Annotated in this window: 11 protein-coding genes; 10 read left to right on the plus strand and 1 reads right to left on the minus strand. The window is 68.1% G+C overall.

The window, feature by feature from the left end; translation table 11 throughout:
- Positions 1-46: 46 nt before the first annotated feature.
- Positions 47-1,111 carry a hypothetical protein gene (locus IPI67_22635; GenBank protein MBK7582979.1) on the plus strand — a complete coding sequence of 355 codons (1,065 nt, stop codon included), beginning with the start codon at positions 47-49 and terminating at the stop codon, positions 1,109-1,111.
- 44 nt (positions 1,112-1,155) lie between these two features.
- Complete coding sequence (locus IPI67_22640) at positions 1,156-2,187, plus strand: VWA domain-containing protein (GenBank protein ID MBK7582980.1); 1,032 nt, start codon at positions 1,156-1,158, stop codon at positions 2,185-2,187.
- A gap of 21 nt (positions 2,188-2,208) precedes the next feature.
- Here the strand turns inward: IPI67_22640 and IPI67_22645 are convergent, their stop codons facing one another.
- A complete protein-coding gene (locus IPI67_22645; protein MBK7582981.1) occupies positions 2,209-2,736 on the minus strand; it encodes a DUF2478 domain-containing protein in 528 nt (175 codons plus the stop codon).
- Positions 2,737-2,880: 144 nt separating this feature from the next.
- On the opposite strand from IPI67_22645, the gene IPI67_22650 reads away from it, so the two are divergent.
- From IPI67_22650 to IPI67_22685, 8 genes are all read left to right on the plus strand, one after another.
- A complete protein-coding gene (locus IPI67_22650) occupies positions 2,881-5,421 on the plus strand; it encodes a TonB family protein (GenBank protein MBK7582982.1) in 2,541 nt (846 codons plus the stop codon).
- Positions 5,421-6,392: a hypothetical protein gene (locus IPI67_22655; protein ID MBK7582983.1), complete on the plus strand. Its 972-nt coding sequence runs from the start codon at positions 5,421-5,423 to the stop codon at positions 6,390-6,392. Before IPI67_22650 ends, IPI67_22655 begins: the two co-directional genes overlap by 1 nt.
- 57 nt (positions 6,393-6,449) lie before the next feature.
- On the plus strand, positions 6,450-8,057 hold the full coding sequence (locus IPI67_22660) for a DUF2961 domain-containing protein (protein ID MBK7582984.1): 1,608 nt from the start codon (positions 6,450-6,452) through the stop codon (positions 8,055-8,057).
- A gap of 87 nt (positions 8,058-8,144) precedes the next feature.
- Positions 8,145-8,450, plus strand: coding sequence for a hypothetical protein (locus tag IPI67_22665; protein ID MBK7582985.1), 306 nt, complete (start codon positions 8,145-8,147; stop codon positions 8,448-8,450).
- A 130-nt stretch (positions 8,451-8,580) separates the two neighbouring features.
- Positions 8,581-9,441: a hypothetical protein gene (locus tag IPI67_22670; protein ID MBK7582986.1), complete on the plus strand. Its 861-nt coding sequence runs from the start codon at positions 8,581-8,583 to the stop codon at positions 9,439-9,441.
- Complete coding sequence (locus IPI67_22675; GenBank protein ID MBK7582987.1) at positions 9,438-10,145, plus strand: 4'-phosphopantetheinyl transferase superfamily protein; 708 nt, start codon at positions 9,438-9,440, stop codon at positions 10,143-10,145. The genes IPI67_22670 and IPI67_22675 overlap by 4 nt, the downstream gene beginning before the upstream one ends.
- Before the next feature lie 185 nt (positions 10,146-10,330).
- Entirely contained in the window at positions 10,331-11,938 is a 1,608-nt protein-coding gene (locus tag IPI67_22680) for a PfaD family polyunsaturated fatty acid/polyketide biosynthesis protein (protein ID MBK7582988.1), read from the plus strand.
- Position 11,939: 1 nt separating this feature from the next.
- Positions 11,940-15,728, plus strand: a complete 3,789-nt coding sequence (locus IPI67_22685; GenBank protein ID MBK7582989.1) for an acyltransferase domain-containing protein — start codon at positions 11,940-11,942, stop codon at positions 15,726-15,728.
- The last annotated feature ends 55 nt before the right edge of the window (positions 15,729-15,783 follow it).

Here is a 15,783-nt window from a genome sequence, read left to right on the forward strand (position 1 = left end):
GGGGCGCGGCCGACCCCAGACTGATCACCGGTTCGTGACATTTCTCGTGGGACTCGCGGTTTTGCTGGCGTTTCTCCCGGCCCGCGCCGACGAGCGCGGGGCCGTCGAGCTCGTGCTCGGGGGCCCGTCCGAGCGGGTTCAGCCCGTCGAGGTCAGCTTGTCGGAGCTGCTCGGCCGTCTCCCCGTCGCCGTTCGCATCACGCGGTCCTCCGCCATCGAACCTCGCTCCGTGGTGGAGCCCGGCGGCGAGGCGGGTGCGGCGGCGATCCGAGTCTGGGTGGACCTGTCCGGCTCGAGCTTGGCCACGCTCTACTTCACCGATGCTGCGTGGGAGCGGATCCTCATCCGCCGTGTGGCTCTGACGCGGGAGCTCGACGAGGTCGAGCGAGAGGAGATCGCGCAGATCGTCCGCTCGGCCGTCGAGGCCCTGCTCGGCGGCGCAAAGATCGGCATCAGCCGAGATGCGGCCCGGGCAGAGCTGTTGCGTCAGCCCGTGGAATCACCGGAGGTCCGCCCGCCAGCGCGTGAGGTGCCCGTCGAGCTCAGCCCCCCGCCGCCGGCCCCACCGCACGCGGACAGCGAGTGGAACCTCTCGCCTGGGGCGTTCTACGAGGCCCAGGTGTACCGAACTTCGCTATGGCAGGGGCCGGGGCTCTCTCTCGATCTGGCAACGCGTTCTGCCTTGGCGTTCGGCGGCGTGCTTTCGTTGCAATACCGCGCGCCCATCGTGATCGAGGGCGAAGCGCTCGGCGCCCGCCTCTCCGCCGCTGCGCTGCGGGCCCTGGGGGAGGTTGCGTTGCAAACTGGCTCGGCGCGGCTCGGCGCTGCGGTCGGACCGGGCCTCGATCTGACCTACGTCGAGCCCGTCCGCGCGGCGGATCGCGGCTCGCCGGGAGACGCGAGCTTCGATGCAGTGCCCGTGCTGCGGCTGCGGCTCGGTGCAGCCTGGCTCCTGCCGAGCGTCGAGCTCGGGCTGCTGGGCGGCGTCGACGCGGACTGGGTCCAGGTTCGGCACGTCGCGGTGCGCGACGGTGGCGAATACACGGTATTTTCCGCCCCGCGAGTGCGTCCGTTCTTGGCCTTGGCGGTGCAAGGACGGCGGGCCGAGTGATCGCTTTTCCGAGGGCTCGCCCCCTAGTCCGACCGGAGGATGACATGACGTTCGCAGCCGCCTGCCGCATCGCACTATCCGTCGCCACACTCGGTCTCGCACTGGGCTGTTCGGCGGCCAACGAGCGGCCGCTCGGCAGCGAGCTCGGCGGCAGCGCCGGTGCTGCAGGGGCCGGGGTCGGCGGCGGCAGCGGCGCCGCCGGGGGTAGCGGTGGCGTGACGCTGCAAGGCGGCTCCGGGGGCAGCGGCGGCGCGGCCGGCGGCCCCACCGAGTGCCGCAACGTGGACATCCTGTTCGTGATCGATCGCTCGGGCAGCATGTCAGACAACCAGATCAGCCTGATCAACTCGTTCCCGGGGTTCATCGGCGCCATCCAGCAGAAGCTGGCGTTCGCCGACAGTTATCACGTGGGTGTCGTCAGCTCCGACGACAACTTCGAGAACCAGGCTGGCTGTCAGAAGATCGGTGATCTCGTGACCCAGACGGGCGGCCCGCTCTCCAGCCAGGCCAACTGTGGACCGTTTGCGAGTGGCAAGCGCTACCTCGACGAGAAGGAGCCGAACGTCGCCGGAAAGTTCGCGTGTGTGGCGCAGGTGGGCTCGGGGGGGAACGACGACGAGCGGGTCTCGCGAGCGATGTTGAACGCGATCAAGACCGACAACAACGCGCCCGGAGCCTGCAACGCCGGCTTCGCGCGGATCGATTCGTTGCTGATCGTGGTCCTGATCACGGATGAAGACGACGCACCGGACCAGTGCGGTGAGCCCGACCCGTTCAGTTCGTGTGGCTGCAAGACCTGCGGCTCCGGCGGCGATCCGGCCAGCTGGTACCAGGAGCTGCTCAGCTACAAGGGCGGCATCAAGGAGAACATCGTCGTTCTGTCCTTGATCGGGCTGACCGGAAACAACAGCTGCGGCGCGGTACCTGCGTCCAAGCTGATCGGGTTCACCAACAAGTTCGGCGACAACGCCTACAAGGGTGACGTGTGCGCCACGAGCTACGATCAGTTCTTCGCCGAGACGCTGCCGGTGATCGACAAGGCTTGTGAGAAGTACGTGCCGCCCCCGGTGAAGTGAGGTCGCGGCCCCGTGAGCCCGTCAGCGCCCGCTCACGACGCTGCTCAAGCGTTCGGCAAAATCCGCGAGCGTGGCGTCGTCGGTAGGCAGCTCCACGTAGTCCACGGGGTCGGGTAGTGCGAGGGCGATGGTCGCGAGGCAGCTGTCCCGCACACAGGCGACCACGTGGGGACCGTCACTCTGCGCGACGAGCGCCTCGAGCAGCGGCCAATGTCCCAGCTTTGCCGCCTCGAGCTTGCCGAGGTTGCCGACGATGACAACGTCCGCGGTCTCCGATGCGAAATCTTTGGCCAGCGCAAACCCGGCGTCTTCGAAGGCATATCCACAGAGATCCGGCGTCTGCGAGGCGCGCGCCAGGATCCCGGAGCGCGGCGGCTCTGCGACACTCACGACGTCCCAACCAAGCTCCTCACCCGCGGCATCGAGCACGTCGATCTGCACGAAACCCGCGACCCTCAGCCCGCGCGTCGTCAGCTGTTGGGCGAGCTTCTGCGCCGCGCGACCCTTTTGGGTGCCCGGCGCTCCGACGATGGCGGACCAGCTCGACATCAGCTTCGCTCTCGTAGCCGGGATGCCCCGCGCGGTCACGCGCGGCGGAATCGGCCGCGCTCCAGAAGGCCCGATCATGATCGATAGCGCTCCGGGAGACCGCGCTCGACCAGGAGCGGGCCCGCGCGTAGGCTCCGCCGCGAAGTGCCTGCTCCGCACGTCCACCTGGCGGGTTGCCCACGGCACGCGGCCCGCACTCGCCTCGCACGGTCGGACGCCGCGAGGCCGACCTTCCGCGGCTCGTTCCGCGCGCTCGCCGCGCTCTTCGCGCTGACCCTCTGGGCCGGCTCTGCCTGGGCGCAGACGAGCCCGGACATCGTCCCGCCCAAGCTCTCGTTCGACCCTGGTGTCGTCTATCCCAAACAGGCGCTCGCCGACGAGGTGTTCGGTCCCGTGACCGTCGTCGTGATCGTGGTGATCGACAAGACCGGAGCGGTGCAGGATGCCAGCGTCGAGACACCCCAGGGCCACGGCTTCGACGCAGCCGCGCTCGAGGCGGCGAGACACCTGCGCTTCGAGCCCGCGCTGCGAGGCGGGGTCAAGACCGCGTCGAAGATCCGCTTCAAGTACCGCTTCACGGCGCCGGCGCCCAGCCTCGAGGGCGCGCTGGTCGAGGCCGACAGCGGTGCGGCACTCGGAGGCGTGACCGTGTCGGTCAGAACCTCCGATGGGGTCGTGCATCGCGCGACCTCGGGAGCGGATGGCAGCTTCCGCTTCGAAGGCTTGGCGCGCGGCAAGGCGCAGCTCTCGGTCGAACCGCCGGATCGCGACGCTCAAGACACGGTCGTCGAGCTATTGCCAGGCAAAGACACCCGGGTCGTGTTCCGGTTCGGAGCGAGCGCGTCCAAACCCATCACGCCCGAGACCTCGACCCAAAAGAAGGCCGCGCCCATCGAGGTGGTGGTGCGCGGGAAGAAACTGGCACCCGCGGTCTCGTCGCTCACGCGGGAAGAAGTGCGGCAGATCCCCGGGGTGTTCGGTGATCCGTTTCGCGCCATCGAGGTGCTGCCGGGGGTCACGCCGATCATCTCGGGTCTGCCCTTCTTCTACATTCGCGGGGCGCCGCCGGGGAACGTCGGCTACTTTCTCGACGGCGTCCGGGTGCCGTACCTGTATCACCTCGCCATCGGGCCCTCCGTCGTGCACCCGGCGCTGGTCGAACGCGTCGATCTGTATCCGGGCGGCTACCCCGCGCGCTTTGGGCGCTTCGCGGGTGGCATCGTGGCTGCCGAGGCGACGGCCCCACGAAGCGAGTGGCATGGCGAGGGCAACATCCGTTTGTTCGATGCCGGGGCCATGGTCGAGGCGCCCTTTGCAGGCGGGCGTGGCACCGCGCTGGTCGGCGCGCGGTACTCCTACACCGCCGCGCTGCTGTCTCTGTTCGCGAAGGAGATCACGCTCGACTACCGGGACTACCAGGCGCGGGTGTCCTATGACATCACCCCCAAGGATCGGGTGACGGCCTTCGGCTTCGGCAGCTACGATCTGCTCGGCCGAACGCAGAACGGGCTGTTCGAGGTCCTGTTCGGGACGGAGTTCTATCGCCTGGATCTGCGTTACGACCGCCTGTTGCCGGACGGTGACATCCGCACCGCGGTGACGCTCGGCTACGACCAGACCAAGATCGGCCAGCAGCGCAACGCCATCGACGAAATGCTGGTCGTGCGCAGTGAGCTCAAACAACGGCTCGAGCCGGGGGTCACGTTTCGTGCCGGAGCTGACACTGCACTCGACTCGTACAGCGCGACCGAGCAGACCTACGCGGATCCCGACGATCCAGGCACCAAGACCTTCAACGACCTGTTCCCGCCCCGCAGCGATCTCGGCATTGGCATGTGGAGCGACGTGGTGCTCGACGTGACCCCGGAGGTCGAGCTGACGCCCGGCCTGCGCCTGGATCTCTACAGCTCCGGCGGCGCGAGCGCGGTCGGGTTCGACCCGCGGATCGCAGCCCGATTCAAGCTCAGCGACGATTTTCGCATCGTTCATGCGTACGGCGTCGCGCATCAGCCTCCGTCCTTCGTCGTGCCGGTGCCGGGGCTGTCTCCCGCCAATCTCCGCGGCGGGCTTCAGTCCAGCTATCAGACCAGCGCCGGGGTCGAGTGGGATCTGCCGGACGCAACCACCGCGACTGCTACAGTGTTTTACAACGTGTTCCTCGACATGACCGACACCATTGGCACGAGCGGCGGGGGCGGGGGAGGGCCGCCGGCGTTCGAGCGCCGCAGCACCGGCGCCGGCTACGGGTTCGAGCTGTTCGTGAAACGAAAGCTCACCAAACGCTTCGGCGGATTTCTCTCCTACACTCTCTCGCGCAGCACACGCGCCATCGGTCGCGAGAAGATCCCTGCTACCTTCGACCGCACCCACGTCGCCAACGTGGCCGTCGCCTACGATCTGGGTCGGCGCTGGCGGGCGGGCACTCGCTTCGTCTTCTATACCGGCACACCCAAGAACCCGGACAGCGGCGGCCTGGTCGCGCCCCTCAGGTCGTCGAGCCCCGAGCGCAATCCCGCCTTCTACCGCATCGATCTGCGGCTCGAGAAACGCTGGCCGCTGGCGAAGTCTGCCTGGATCTCCTTCGTTGCCGAGTTCATGAACGCGACTCTTCACAAGGAGATCTTCAACGACGAAGAGATCGGGCCGATCGCCATTCCCAGCGTCGGCGTCGAGGGAGGGTTCTGATGCTGATGCGACCGAGCGCGCTCCTTCTCGTTGCGCTCTTCTCGACCTTCGGCTGTCTGCCCCGGGACACCCGGCCCACGCCAGGGAAACTCAGCGTGACCGCCACTGCCGATGATGCGCTGCTCGAAGGTATCCCAGCCACGCTGACCGCGGATGGTTGGAGCATCGTCTACGAGCGGTTCCTCTTGGGTCTCGGCCGGGTCTCCCTCGATGGCGACAGCTGCAACAACTACACGGACGACAACGGCTACAGTCGCGTCATCGACGCACTCCGCCCAGGCTCGCAGAAGGTGAGCGAGATCTACGCGCTCGGGACTTGCGACTTCGGCTTTCGCATCGGCCACCCGTCGTCGCGCGCCGCACGGGGGGTGGGGGTCACTGAGGCGGACAAAACCTTCATGCGCACGCCGGGGACCGACGCCTTCGTGTCGGGCGCCCGCGGCATCTCGGCCTTCGTTCAGGGGCGTGCGGAGAAAAATGGGGTGGTGAAGCGTTTCGCCTGGAGCATCCGCCAGGACTTCGAGTTCCAGGGCTGTCGGGTCGAACAAGGTGGGGTCAGCGACGTCGGATTCGCGCTCGCCGGCGGCGACGAGAAACGAGCGGACATCACGCTGCGCGGCGAGGCACTGTTTCAAGACAACGTGTCGGACGAGGAGGCAAAGCTCCGCTTCGACATGTTCGCGCGGGCTGACGAGCAGTTTGGCGATGGGGACGGCAACGTGACCCTCGACGAGCTACGAAACATCCCAGTCGGGGTCTACGTCGCGGCGCTCGGGGCAAGCGACGCCGGTCTAGATTTCGACAGCGGGAATTCTGGCTGGCCCGCGCTGGTCGACGACTCCGGTGTGGACGGCGGCGGCTGGAAATCCCTCGGCCACTACGTGTACTTCGCGCTCGTGCCACGCATCGCGCGCTTTCGAGGCATCGGCTCTTGCACGACCCACGGCACGAGCGGCTCGGGCGAATTCTGAGGGCGGATGGTGGCGTCGAGGGGGTCAGGGGTGTGGGCTCGGTCGCCACGCCGGTGGATGCTCGGCACAATCGCCCTTGCGCTCACGGCGTGCAGCGAGCCGACCGAGAGCGCGGCGCCGAAGTCGGTGGGGCCGGATGACGTCGTCTTGCCCGACGAGACCGCGGACGCTCTCGCTCTCGAGCGCATGCGCGATTGGCGCGACCTTCCCGTGTTCACCTCGGATCGATTTCACCGGTATTCGAGCTACGACCGTGAGACCGGTGCCCCGGTCCCCATCTCGCTGCTCGCCAACGGCAACCGGGACATGAACAACTTCGTGTGTCGAAGCGCCGACGCGGAGATCGAAGCGCCGTTGGTGGGGGTGCAGCTCGACCTCGAAGAGTGCCCGGAGGCCTACGTGCACGGTCTGGTCATGGCTCGCGTCGATGGCCCCGGCAGGATGGAGCGCTTCCAGCTCACGCAGCTGTCGTTGCGCAACACGGTCTCCGACTCGGAGCTCTTGCGCATCTACCTGGACGACGCCCCGGAGCCGTTCCTGCAACTGCCACTCGCGGCGGTGCTCGACGGCAGCGCGGGGGAGATCTTCGCGCCGCCCTTCGGCCGCGGCTCCACGCACCACCTGGCCTGGTACTACCCCGTGAGCTTCGCAAAACGATTGATCGTGGCCATCGACCGGGTGGGTCCCCTCGATCTCGTTTATTACCAGATCGACGTCGCCTCGAACGTCGAGCACGTTGCGCCGTCGAAACATCGGCTGCCCGCCCGGGACGACGTGAAGCTCGTGCTCGACACGCCGGCGGTGTCCGGCTCCGAGCTGTCGCCGGTCACCACGCTGGCGCTGACGTCGCTAGAGAGCGTTACGCTGCCGCCGCTGCCCGGGCCGCAGACGCTGACGGAGCTCGCGGTCAGCGTGGCCAAGACAGATCTGGCGGAGTTGCCGAAGATTACCCTGAAGATCAGCTGGGACGGCGCAGCGACGCCGGCCATCGAGTTACCCCTCTCGTTGCTCTACGCGGCGGCCCTCGCGCCGCCTGCCACGAGCAGCCTCGCGCTGGCAGTCGAGGACCAGGGTGAGCGTCTGCGCATGAGCTTGCGTCTGCCGATGCCGTTCAGCACGAGCGCTCTGCTCGGGTTCCAGTCGACGGCCAGCAGCGATCTCAGCCTCGGATTGTCGATTCGAGGTGAGCCTGGCGTGCCCAGTTCACCGTTCGGGCGGTTGCACGCAGAGAGCCACACGACGGTTGCGCCCGCGCCGAGCACTCACCACCCCGTGCTCAGCGCCAAAGGGCCGGGCCGCTACGTTGGGACGTGCGCAATGCTCGAGGGCCACGGCACGCCGACCGGTGCATTTTCGAGCCCGCTCAACTTCCTCGAGGGGGATTTTCGCGGCATGGTCGACGGCGCATGGGACCTGCGGGACACGGGCACCGAGGACTTCTTCGACAGCTGTTTCTACTTCGAGAGTGGGGGCTTCGGTTCAGCGTTTGCGCAGGCCTGGGACGCAAAGTCCGAGAACGGCGCGGGGCGTGCGAGCGCCTGCCGCTGGAACGTGCTCGGCACCGCCATCGACTACGCCGCGAGCTTCGAGCTGGACCTGGAGATCGGACCCGGTGATCCATCGCTGCTGGAGCGCTATCGGACTGTGGGGTTTGTCTACCGCTGAAACCAGCCCTGATCGGTAGTCGGGCCGGCCAGCGGCAACGAAGCGACGCGGTTTCGAGCCAACTTCGCGAAGGGCGGACCGACGACCGTGGACGACTGCTGCCTGCTCTGCTCGGCTCACAACTCGTACCGAGCGCGACAGGTGTTCGGCGACGAGCACATCCAGAACGAGATCGCCGGGGCTCGAGCTCGCCGCGAAGCGAGCCGCACGCCAGCGCCCGCGGTCGCGGCCGCGCCCGAGCCCGAGGTGTTCGAGAAGGTGCGCTCGGCGCTGGTGCTCTCGGGGTTCAAGCGGGCCCAGGCACGGCACGCTCTCGAGCAGGTGCGACTGCGAGGCGTCGAGCCTCGGGTCGAACCCCTGCTTCGCGCCGCGATCGCCGCGCTCACAGCCTGAGACGGTCCGGGCACACCCCCACAAAGGGTGTGCCGGCAGGTGCTCGTGGTCTCGGCAGCGGCAGCGTCGTGGGCACCAATGCGAGCGCATCCTGACTCGAAGGGGACGCACCAGGCAGAGGCTCATCGGCTTGCTGCAGAAACGCATCGCTGAGGCGAGGCTCGACGAGGTCCCCGACTCGCGCGCCCGGCGCGCCCGCCGGCGGGAGCAGAGCACGCTCTTGGCCGGCGCGCTGCTCAGGCTGGTCGCGGACCACCGCCCCCGCCGTCGCTCGCTGGCGCGTGCGCCCCGTGCGGCCAGCAAGCACTTCCGCTGCCTCGGCTCGGGCCGCCACCCCAACCTGATGGTGGACGCTCACGCTCGGCCCGGCGAGAACCGATCAGGAGTGTCACTGAAACAGGCCAGCGAGCCGGCTCCTGCCACCCGTGATATGTCACTGCCCATGGTGGGTCGAAGCTGGCTGCTCGGGTTGGTCTTGCTCATGGGTTGCGGCGGAGGCGGTGCCGCCGCTCCGGAGGCGAAGGCGCCGGACGAGAGTGAAACCCCCGCCAAACCGGCTGCGTCCGCCGCGAGCGAAGACACACCGTCCGAGGCGCCCGACGACAGCGCGGGCAAGCCCAAGGAAGATGCACCGGCTGCGTCGGAGCCACTCAGCAAAGAGGATCTGGAGGGTGTGTTGCAGCAGCTCATGAACGACCCAGAGCTCGCTGACTACCTGCAGCTAAAGAAGTCGGGTCGCTTGCCGCTCAAGGTGTTCGGCGAGGGGTTGCCGCCGAAACTCAGCGTCACCATTGGCTCGTACGACTTGAAGGTCGTGGGCGAGCCCAAGTCCAAGAAGGACCCGGTGCTCGTGTTCACCAAGATCGAGCGTGACGGCACGTCGGTGCGCCTGCGTTATCGTTTCGACGCCGAGGGAGTCACCGGCTCCGCGGTCGTGCACCAGAGCGGCGGAGTGTGGCGGCTCGGAGCCAACCGCGTCATGGGGAAGTGACCTCGCGAGCGAGTCCAGTGAGCCTGGAGGCGGGCACGGCTCGGGTGTATTTCCAACGACCCGAGCTCGAGCTCGAAGACCCGAAGCTCGCAGCGCTGCTGTGCCCCGAGGAGCTCGGGCGCATGCGTCGTTACCTGCGCGTGGACGACCAGCGGACGTTCCTCGCGGCGCACGCGCTCCTGCGCCAAACCCTGTCCGCTCATGCTGATACGGCCCCCGAGGCGTGGACCTTCGATGCCAATGCCTACGGGCGTCCCGAGGTGTCCGACCGGAGTTTGCGCTTCAGTCTCTCGCACGCGCCCGGCCTGGTTGGCTGCCTGGTCAGCGCGACGGCGGACTGCGGATTCGACATCGAGGACACGACCCGCGTCGACGACCTGCTCGAGGTGGCGCGGAGTGTGTTTGCCGCCGACGAGTGCCGTCTGCTCGAATCGATGCCCGGCGCCGAGCGCCGGCGGCGATTCTTCGAGATCTGGACGCTCAAGGAGGCCTACGTGAAAGCGCGAGGCATGGGCCTGTCGCTTCCGCTTCGGGAGTTCTCCTTCAGCTTCGAGCCCCAGATCCGCTTCAGCTCCCGGGAGACCCCTGCCGAGCCCCGAGAGCACTGGCATTTCGAGCTCTCGTACCCGACCGAACGGCACGTCGCGGCCGTGGCGATCCGCCACCTTGGGGCCGATTTCTCGGTAATTTCTGGCTTTCGGTGAACATCGTTTCACCGGCGTGCGCTGACGCAGCGCGGCGTTCCGACTCGGATGTGTCCGAAGTGTGACACTCAACTAGTGCCGGATTGACGATAGTCCCACGGCCTCCACCGTGGCCCCGCTCCCTCGAGCGAGGGTCCGGCGCGGAGCGTGCGTTCGAGGACGAGAGCGAAGTGAATCCGCATCCGATGAAGTCGTTGGGCACCTGGGGAAGCCCGCGTCCCCCCGCGTTTGTCGGCGAAGACATCGTCGAGCAGGCGCACCACGTTCGCTCACCGGCGTTCGTCGTCTACGACCCAAACCACGCCCGGGTCGGGGTGGCCTCCGAGGGCACGATGCTGCGCCCGGATCAGGTCAACGGGACCCCGACGTTTCCTCTGCTAGCCGTGCTGCCGCCGCTCTACCCGGAGTGGCTCGGCGATCGGTCGTTCTGCGAAGTGCACGACACACGCTTCCCCTACGTGACCGGCGCCATGGCCAACGGCATCGCCACGACCGCGCTCGTGATCAACATCGCTCGGGCCGAGATGCTCGGTTTCTTTGGCGCCGCGGGCCTGTCCCTGGCGCGCGTCGAAGCGGCGATCGACGAGCTGACGCGAGAGCTGGGTGACGACTACCCCTGGGGTACGGATCTGATCCACAGCCCCGACGAGCCGGCGCTGGAGAACGGTCTGGTGGACCTGTACTTGCGGCGCGGAGTACGGCGCGTGTCGGCCTCGGCGTTCATGCGGGTGACGCCGTCGGTCGTGCGCTACTCGGCGAGTGGCCTGACGCTCGACCCGCGCGGCAGCGTGCGCCGTGAGAACCACCTGTTTGCGAAGATTTCTCGGCCGGAGGTGGCGCAGGCGTTCTTGATGCCACCGCCGCAGGAGATCCTGGGCGCGCTCGTGGCCGCCGGCAGCATCACGACCGAGGAAGCCGCTCTGGCGTCGCGCTTGCCGTTGGCGGAAGACATCATCTGTGAAGCCGACTCGGGCGGTCACACCGACAACCGTCCGCTCACCGCGCTGGTGCCGATCATCACCGCACTCCGGGACCGAGTGGTTGCGGAGCAGGGTTATTCCCGGCCGATCCGTGTGGGCGCGGCGGGGGGCCTCGGGACTCCTACCGCGGTCGCCGCCGCCTTTGCCCTGGGCGCGGCGTTCGTGCTGACCGGGTCGGTGAATCAGGGCGCGGTCGAGTCCGGGTTGTCGGAAGAAGGGCGCGGCATGCTCGCGAGCGCGGGGCTCGCGGACGTGAGCATGGCGGCCGCCGCGGACATGTTCGAGCTGGGCGTGAAGCTGCAGGTGCTCAAGCGCGGCACACTCTTCGCCCCCCGCGCCAACCGCCTGTACGAGCTGTACCAGGCGCATGCGTCCATCGACGCGATCCCCGCCGAAGATCGCGCGCGGATCGAAAAGGACATCTTCCGCATGAGCCTCGACGAGGTGTGGGAGCACACGCGCGCTTTCTGGAGCGCGCGCGAGCCGAAGGAGCTCGCCTTGGCCGAGCGAGATCCCAAACACAAGATGGCCCTGTGTTTCCGCTGGTACCTGGGTCTGTCGAGCCGCTGGGCCATCAACGGCCAGTCGGAGCGGCGCGCGGACTACCAGATCTGGTGCGGTCCAGCCATGGGGGCTTTCAACGACTGGGTGAAGGGCTCGTTCCTCGAGCCTGCCGAGAACCGCCAGGCGGTGCAGATCGCTCGCAACTTGATGGAGGGCGCCGCGGTGATCACCCGCGCCCAACAACTCCGCAGCTACGGAGTCCCCGTGCCTGCTGCTGCTTTCAACTTCAGACCACGGCCCCTGTCCTGACATGACCGACCACCACGTCCCCCTCGCCATCGTCGGAGTGAGCGCCCTGTTTCCGGGCTCGACCGACGCGACCGGTTTCTGGCGCGACATCCTCGCGGGTCGCGATTTGATCCGCGACGTACCGCCGTCGCACTGGCTGATCGAAGATTATTACGATCCCGATCCGAGCGCACCGGACAAGACCTACTCCAAGCGCGGTGCGTTCCTCGACGACGTTGCCTTCGACCCGCTGAAGTTCGGCGTGCCGCCCAGCATCGTGCCGGCCACCGACACCTCGCAGCTGTTGGCGTTGATCGTCGCGCAGCAAGTGCTCGAAGACGCGACCCACGGTGCCCTTGGCGATGCGACCCGCGATCGCACGAGTGTGATCCTGGGGGTCACCTCCGGCCAAGAGCTGCTCGCATCCATGGTCAGCCGCTTGCAGCGGCCGGTCTGGGCCAACTCCCTCAGGGACGCCGGCGTTGCCGAGAGCAAGGTCGAGGAAATCTGCGAGCGCATCGCCGCGCACTACGTGCCCTGGCAGGAGAGCTCGTTCCCAGGACTGCTGGGCAACGTCGTGGCGGGCCGCATCGCCAACCGGCTCGATCTGGGCGGTACCAACTGCGTCACGGACGCCGCTTGCGCCAGCACGTTTGCGGCGCTCTCGATGGCTGCGAACGAGCTGTACCTGGGTGAGTCGGAGCTGGTGATCTGCGGCGGGGTCGACACGCTGAACGACATCTTCATGTACATGTGTTTCAGCAAGACCCCCGCGCTCAGTCCGACCGGCGACTGCCGACCGTTCTCGGAGCGCGCTGACGGCACACTCTTGGGTGAAGGCATGGCGATGGTCGCCCTCAAGCGGCTGGCGGACGCCGAGCAGAACGGCGATCCGATCTACGCGGTGCTCCGCGGCATCGGCAGCTCATCCGACGGTCGCGCCAAGAGCGTCTACGCCCCGCGGCCCGAGGGTCAGGCCAAGGCGTTGCTTCGCGCGTACGAACACGCCGGCTATGGACCCGACAGCGTCGAGCTGGTCGAGGCCCACGGCACGGCCACCAAGGCCGGTGACGCCGCCGAGTTCGCGGGTCTCCGCGCGGCCTTCGACAGCTCCGGGCGCACGGACCGACAGTGGTGCGCTCTCGGTAGCGTCAAATCGCAGATCGGGCACACCAAGGCTGCGGCCGGTGCTGCTGGGTTGTTCAAGACGGTGATGGCGCTGCACCACAAGGTGCTGCCGCCGACGATCAAGGTCGAGAGCCCGAACCCGGAGCTGTCGCTGCCAACGAGCCCGTTCTATCTGAACACCGAGACCCGGCCGTGGGTCCGCAAGGCCGATCACCCTCGACGCGCGGCCGTCAGCTCGTTCGGTTTTGGTGGCTCGAACTTCCACCTCACGCTGGAGGAGTACACGGGCGCCGCGAGGAAACCGCGCTTGCGAGCGGCCCCCGACGAGCTGGTGCTCTTCGGCGCCGACACTCCGGGAGAGCTGCTGGCGCGATTGCGCGACGTCGACGCCGGCGAGGGACTCGCGTTTCTCGCGCGACAGTCCCAGGCCGACTGGGCCGGCAAGGTAGCGGGCGCGCGCCTCGCCATCGTCGCGAAAGACGAGCAGGACTTGCGGGCGAAGCTCGCGGACGCTCTGACCCGGATCGAGAGCTCGCCGGACGCAGCGTTCTCGACTCCGCGCGGCGTGCACTACGGGGTGGGCGCCGGGCGCCCGCCGGTGGCGTTGCTCTTCCCGGGGCAGGGGAGCCAGTACGTCGGCATGGGAGCCGAGCTGGCAATGGCCTACGACGCTGCCATCGGGGTCTGGGATCTCGCAGCCACCACGGGGCTGGAGCTGCACGACGTGGTGTTTCCGACGCCGGTGTTCGACGACGCTGCGCGAGGCGAGCAGTCGGCCAAGTTGATGCGCACCGAGTGGGCGCAGCCTGCCATCGGCGCCACCTCACTCTCCTACCTGCGCTTGCTGCGCACGATGGGCCTCGAGCCACACAGCGTCGGGGGTCACAGCTACGGCGAGGTGACCGCGCTGTGTGCTGCGGGAGTGTTCGACGAGGCCGCCATGTTGCGCTTGGCCCGCACTCGCGGCGAGCTGATGGCCGCGGCCGCCGCCCAGCCGGGCGCGATGATCGCGGTGTCTGCGAAGCTCGAGGAGCTCAGGCCCATCGTCGAACCAGTCGACGGACTCGTCGTTGCGAACCACAACGCTCCGACCCAGGTGGTGCTCTCGGGACCCCTCGAGGCGGTGGAAAAAGCCCGAGCAGAGCTGCGACGTCTGGGGATCTCGTTCCGAGACCTGCCGGTTCATACGGCCTTCCACTCGTCCGTGGTGAGTGCATCGGTCGAGCCCTTCCGGAAGGCCTTGCGCGACGTCGAGATGAGACCGCCGACCGTGCCGGTCTACGCCAACTCGCTCGCGGCGCCCTACTCGCGGGAGATCGTCGACGTGCTCGCGGAGCAAATCGCGAACCCCGTGCGTTTCGTCGAGCAGATCGAGGCGATGTACGCCGCGGGCGCGCGCGTGTTTCTCGAGGTGGGGCCTGGCTCGGTGCTCACCGGGCTGACCACGCGCATCCTCGAGGGTCGCGAGCACCTTGCCGTGAGCGTCGATCGCCAGGGCAAACACGGCATCAGCTGTCTGCACGAAGCCCTCGCGGCGCTGGTTGCGTCGGGGGTGGCCCTCGACCTCACGTCGCTCTTCGCGCCCTACGAAGTGGCGCTGGCTGCGAGCGCCGCGGGCAAACCCAAGATGGTTCTTCAGCTCAACGGTTCGAACTACGGAAAACCCTATCCGCCCAAGAACGGCGCGGCAGGGCGCACCCCGCCCAACCTGGACATCGCTCTCGGCGTTTCCCAGCCAGCTCATCTCGCCGCGCAAGAGCGGCCCAACTCGGACGCACCCACGGAGTACAACGTGACAGACAGTTCCAAAGGCAATGCCACCAGCAACCACGCTTCCGGGGCCAACGGTCAGGGGACCAACGGCGGCTCCCAGGCCTACGCCGCCCCGGCCCGCGTCGCCGGAGCTGCTCCCTCCGCGCACGCACTCCGGACCTCGCCAACGGAGCTCGCATCCGTAACGATGGTCGCGCCCGCCTGGACCCACAGTTACCAGGAGATGCAGCGGCAGACAGCCGAGGCGCACATGTCGTTCCAGAACGCCATGGCGCAGGCCCACATCGCGTTTCTGCAGACCGCAGAGCAGGCGATGACCGGGCTCGCCTCGATGGTGACGGGGTCCGAGCTCCCGGCCGGGCGGCAGCTCGCCTACGCACCGCAAGCGCTGACCGCGCCCGCGGCTCTAGCGTATGTGGCGCACGCGCCTGCGCCCGCGCCGATCTACGCGGCGCCCGCTCCAGTCCACGCCGCTGCGCCGGTGTACGCGCCCGCCCACGCGGCGCCCCCGCCCGCACCGTCCCCCGCTCCAGTCCACGCGGCTCCCGCGCCGTCGCCCGCACCTGCGCCTGCACCCGCACCCGCCGTCGCTGCGGCGTCGGCGGCCCCCGCGCCGGACATGACCGCGCTCTTGCTCGAGGTGGTCGCGGAGAAGACCGGCTACCCCGCCGAGATGTTGTCCCTCGAGATGGCCCTCGAAGCGGATCTCGGCATCGACTCCATCAAGCGGGTCGAGATCCTCGCCAGCATCCGTGCGCGGCAGCCGAACCTGCCGGACGTCGACACGAAGGAGATGGCCAAGCTCGCCACCCTCGGCGACGTCGTCACGTACATGAAGTCGAGCCTGGGTGGGAACGGCGCATCCAAGGAGTCCAGCCCCCCAAAAGTCGGCTCGGCCGCTACACCTTAGAGCTAGTCGAGGCCGAGCCGTCCGGCTTGGCGCTCGAAGGCATCGCCCGACCGGG

The organism is Myxococcales bacterium (genome assembly GCA_016706225.1).
In the GTDB taxonomy this organism is placed as follows: domain Bacteria; phylum Myxococcota_A; class Polyangia; order Polyangiales; family Polyangiaceae; genus JADJKB01.

Excerpts from the sequence above, each read along its gene's own strand:
- IPI67_22640 (MBK7582980.1), top strand. The coding sequence starts at position 1,156 with ATGACGTTCGCAGCCGCCTGCCGCATCGCACTATCCGTCGCCACACTC.
- IPI67_22680 (MBK7582988.1), top strand. The coding sequence starts at position 10,331 with ATGAAGTCGTTGGGCACCTGGGGAAGCCCGCGTCCCCCCGCGTTTGTC.
- IPI67_22660 (MBK7582984.1), top strand. The coding sequence starts at position 6,450 with ATGCTCGGCACAATCGCCCTTGCGCTCACGGCGTGCAGCGAGCCGACC.
- IPI67_22685 (MBK7582989.1), top strand. The coding sequence starts at position 11,940 with ATGACCGACCACCACGTCCCCCTCGCCATCGTCGGAGTGAGCGCCCTG.
- IPI67_22645 (MBK7582981.1), bottom strand. The coding sequence starts at position 2,736 with ATGTCGAGCTGGTCCGCCATCGTCGGAGCGCCGGGCACCCAAAAGGGT.
- IPI67_22655 (MBK7582983.1), top strand. The coding sequence starts at position 5,421 with ATGCTGATGCGACCGAGCGCGCTCCTTCTCGTTGCGCTCTTCTCGACC.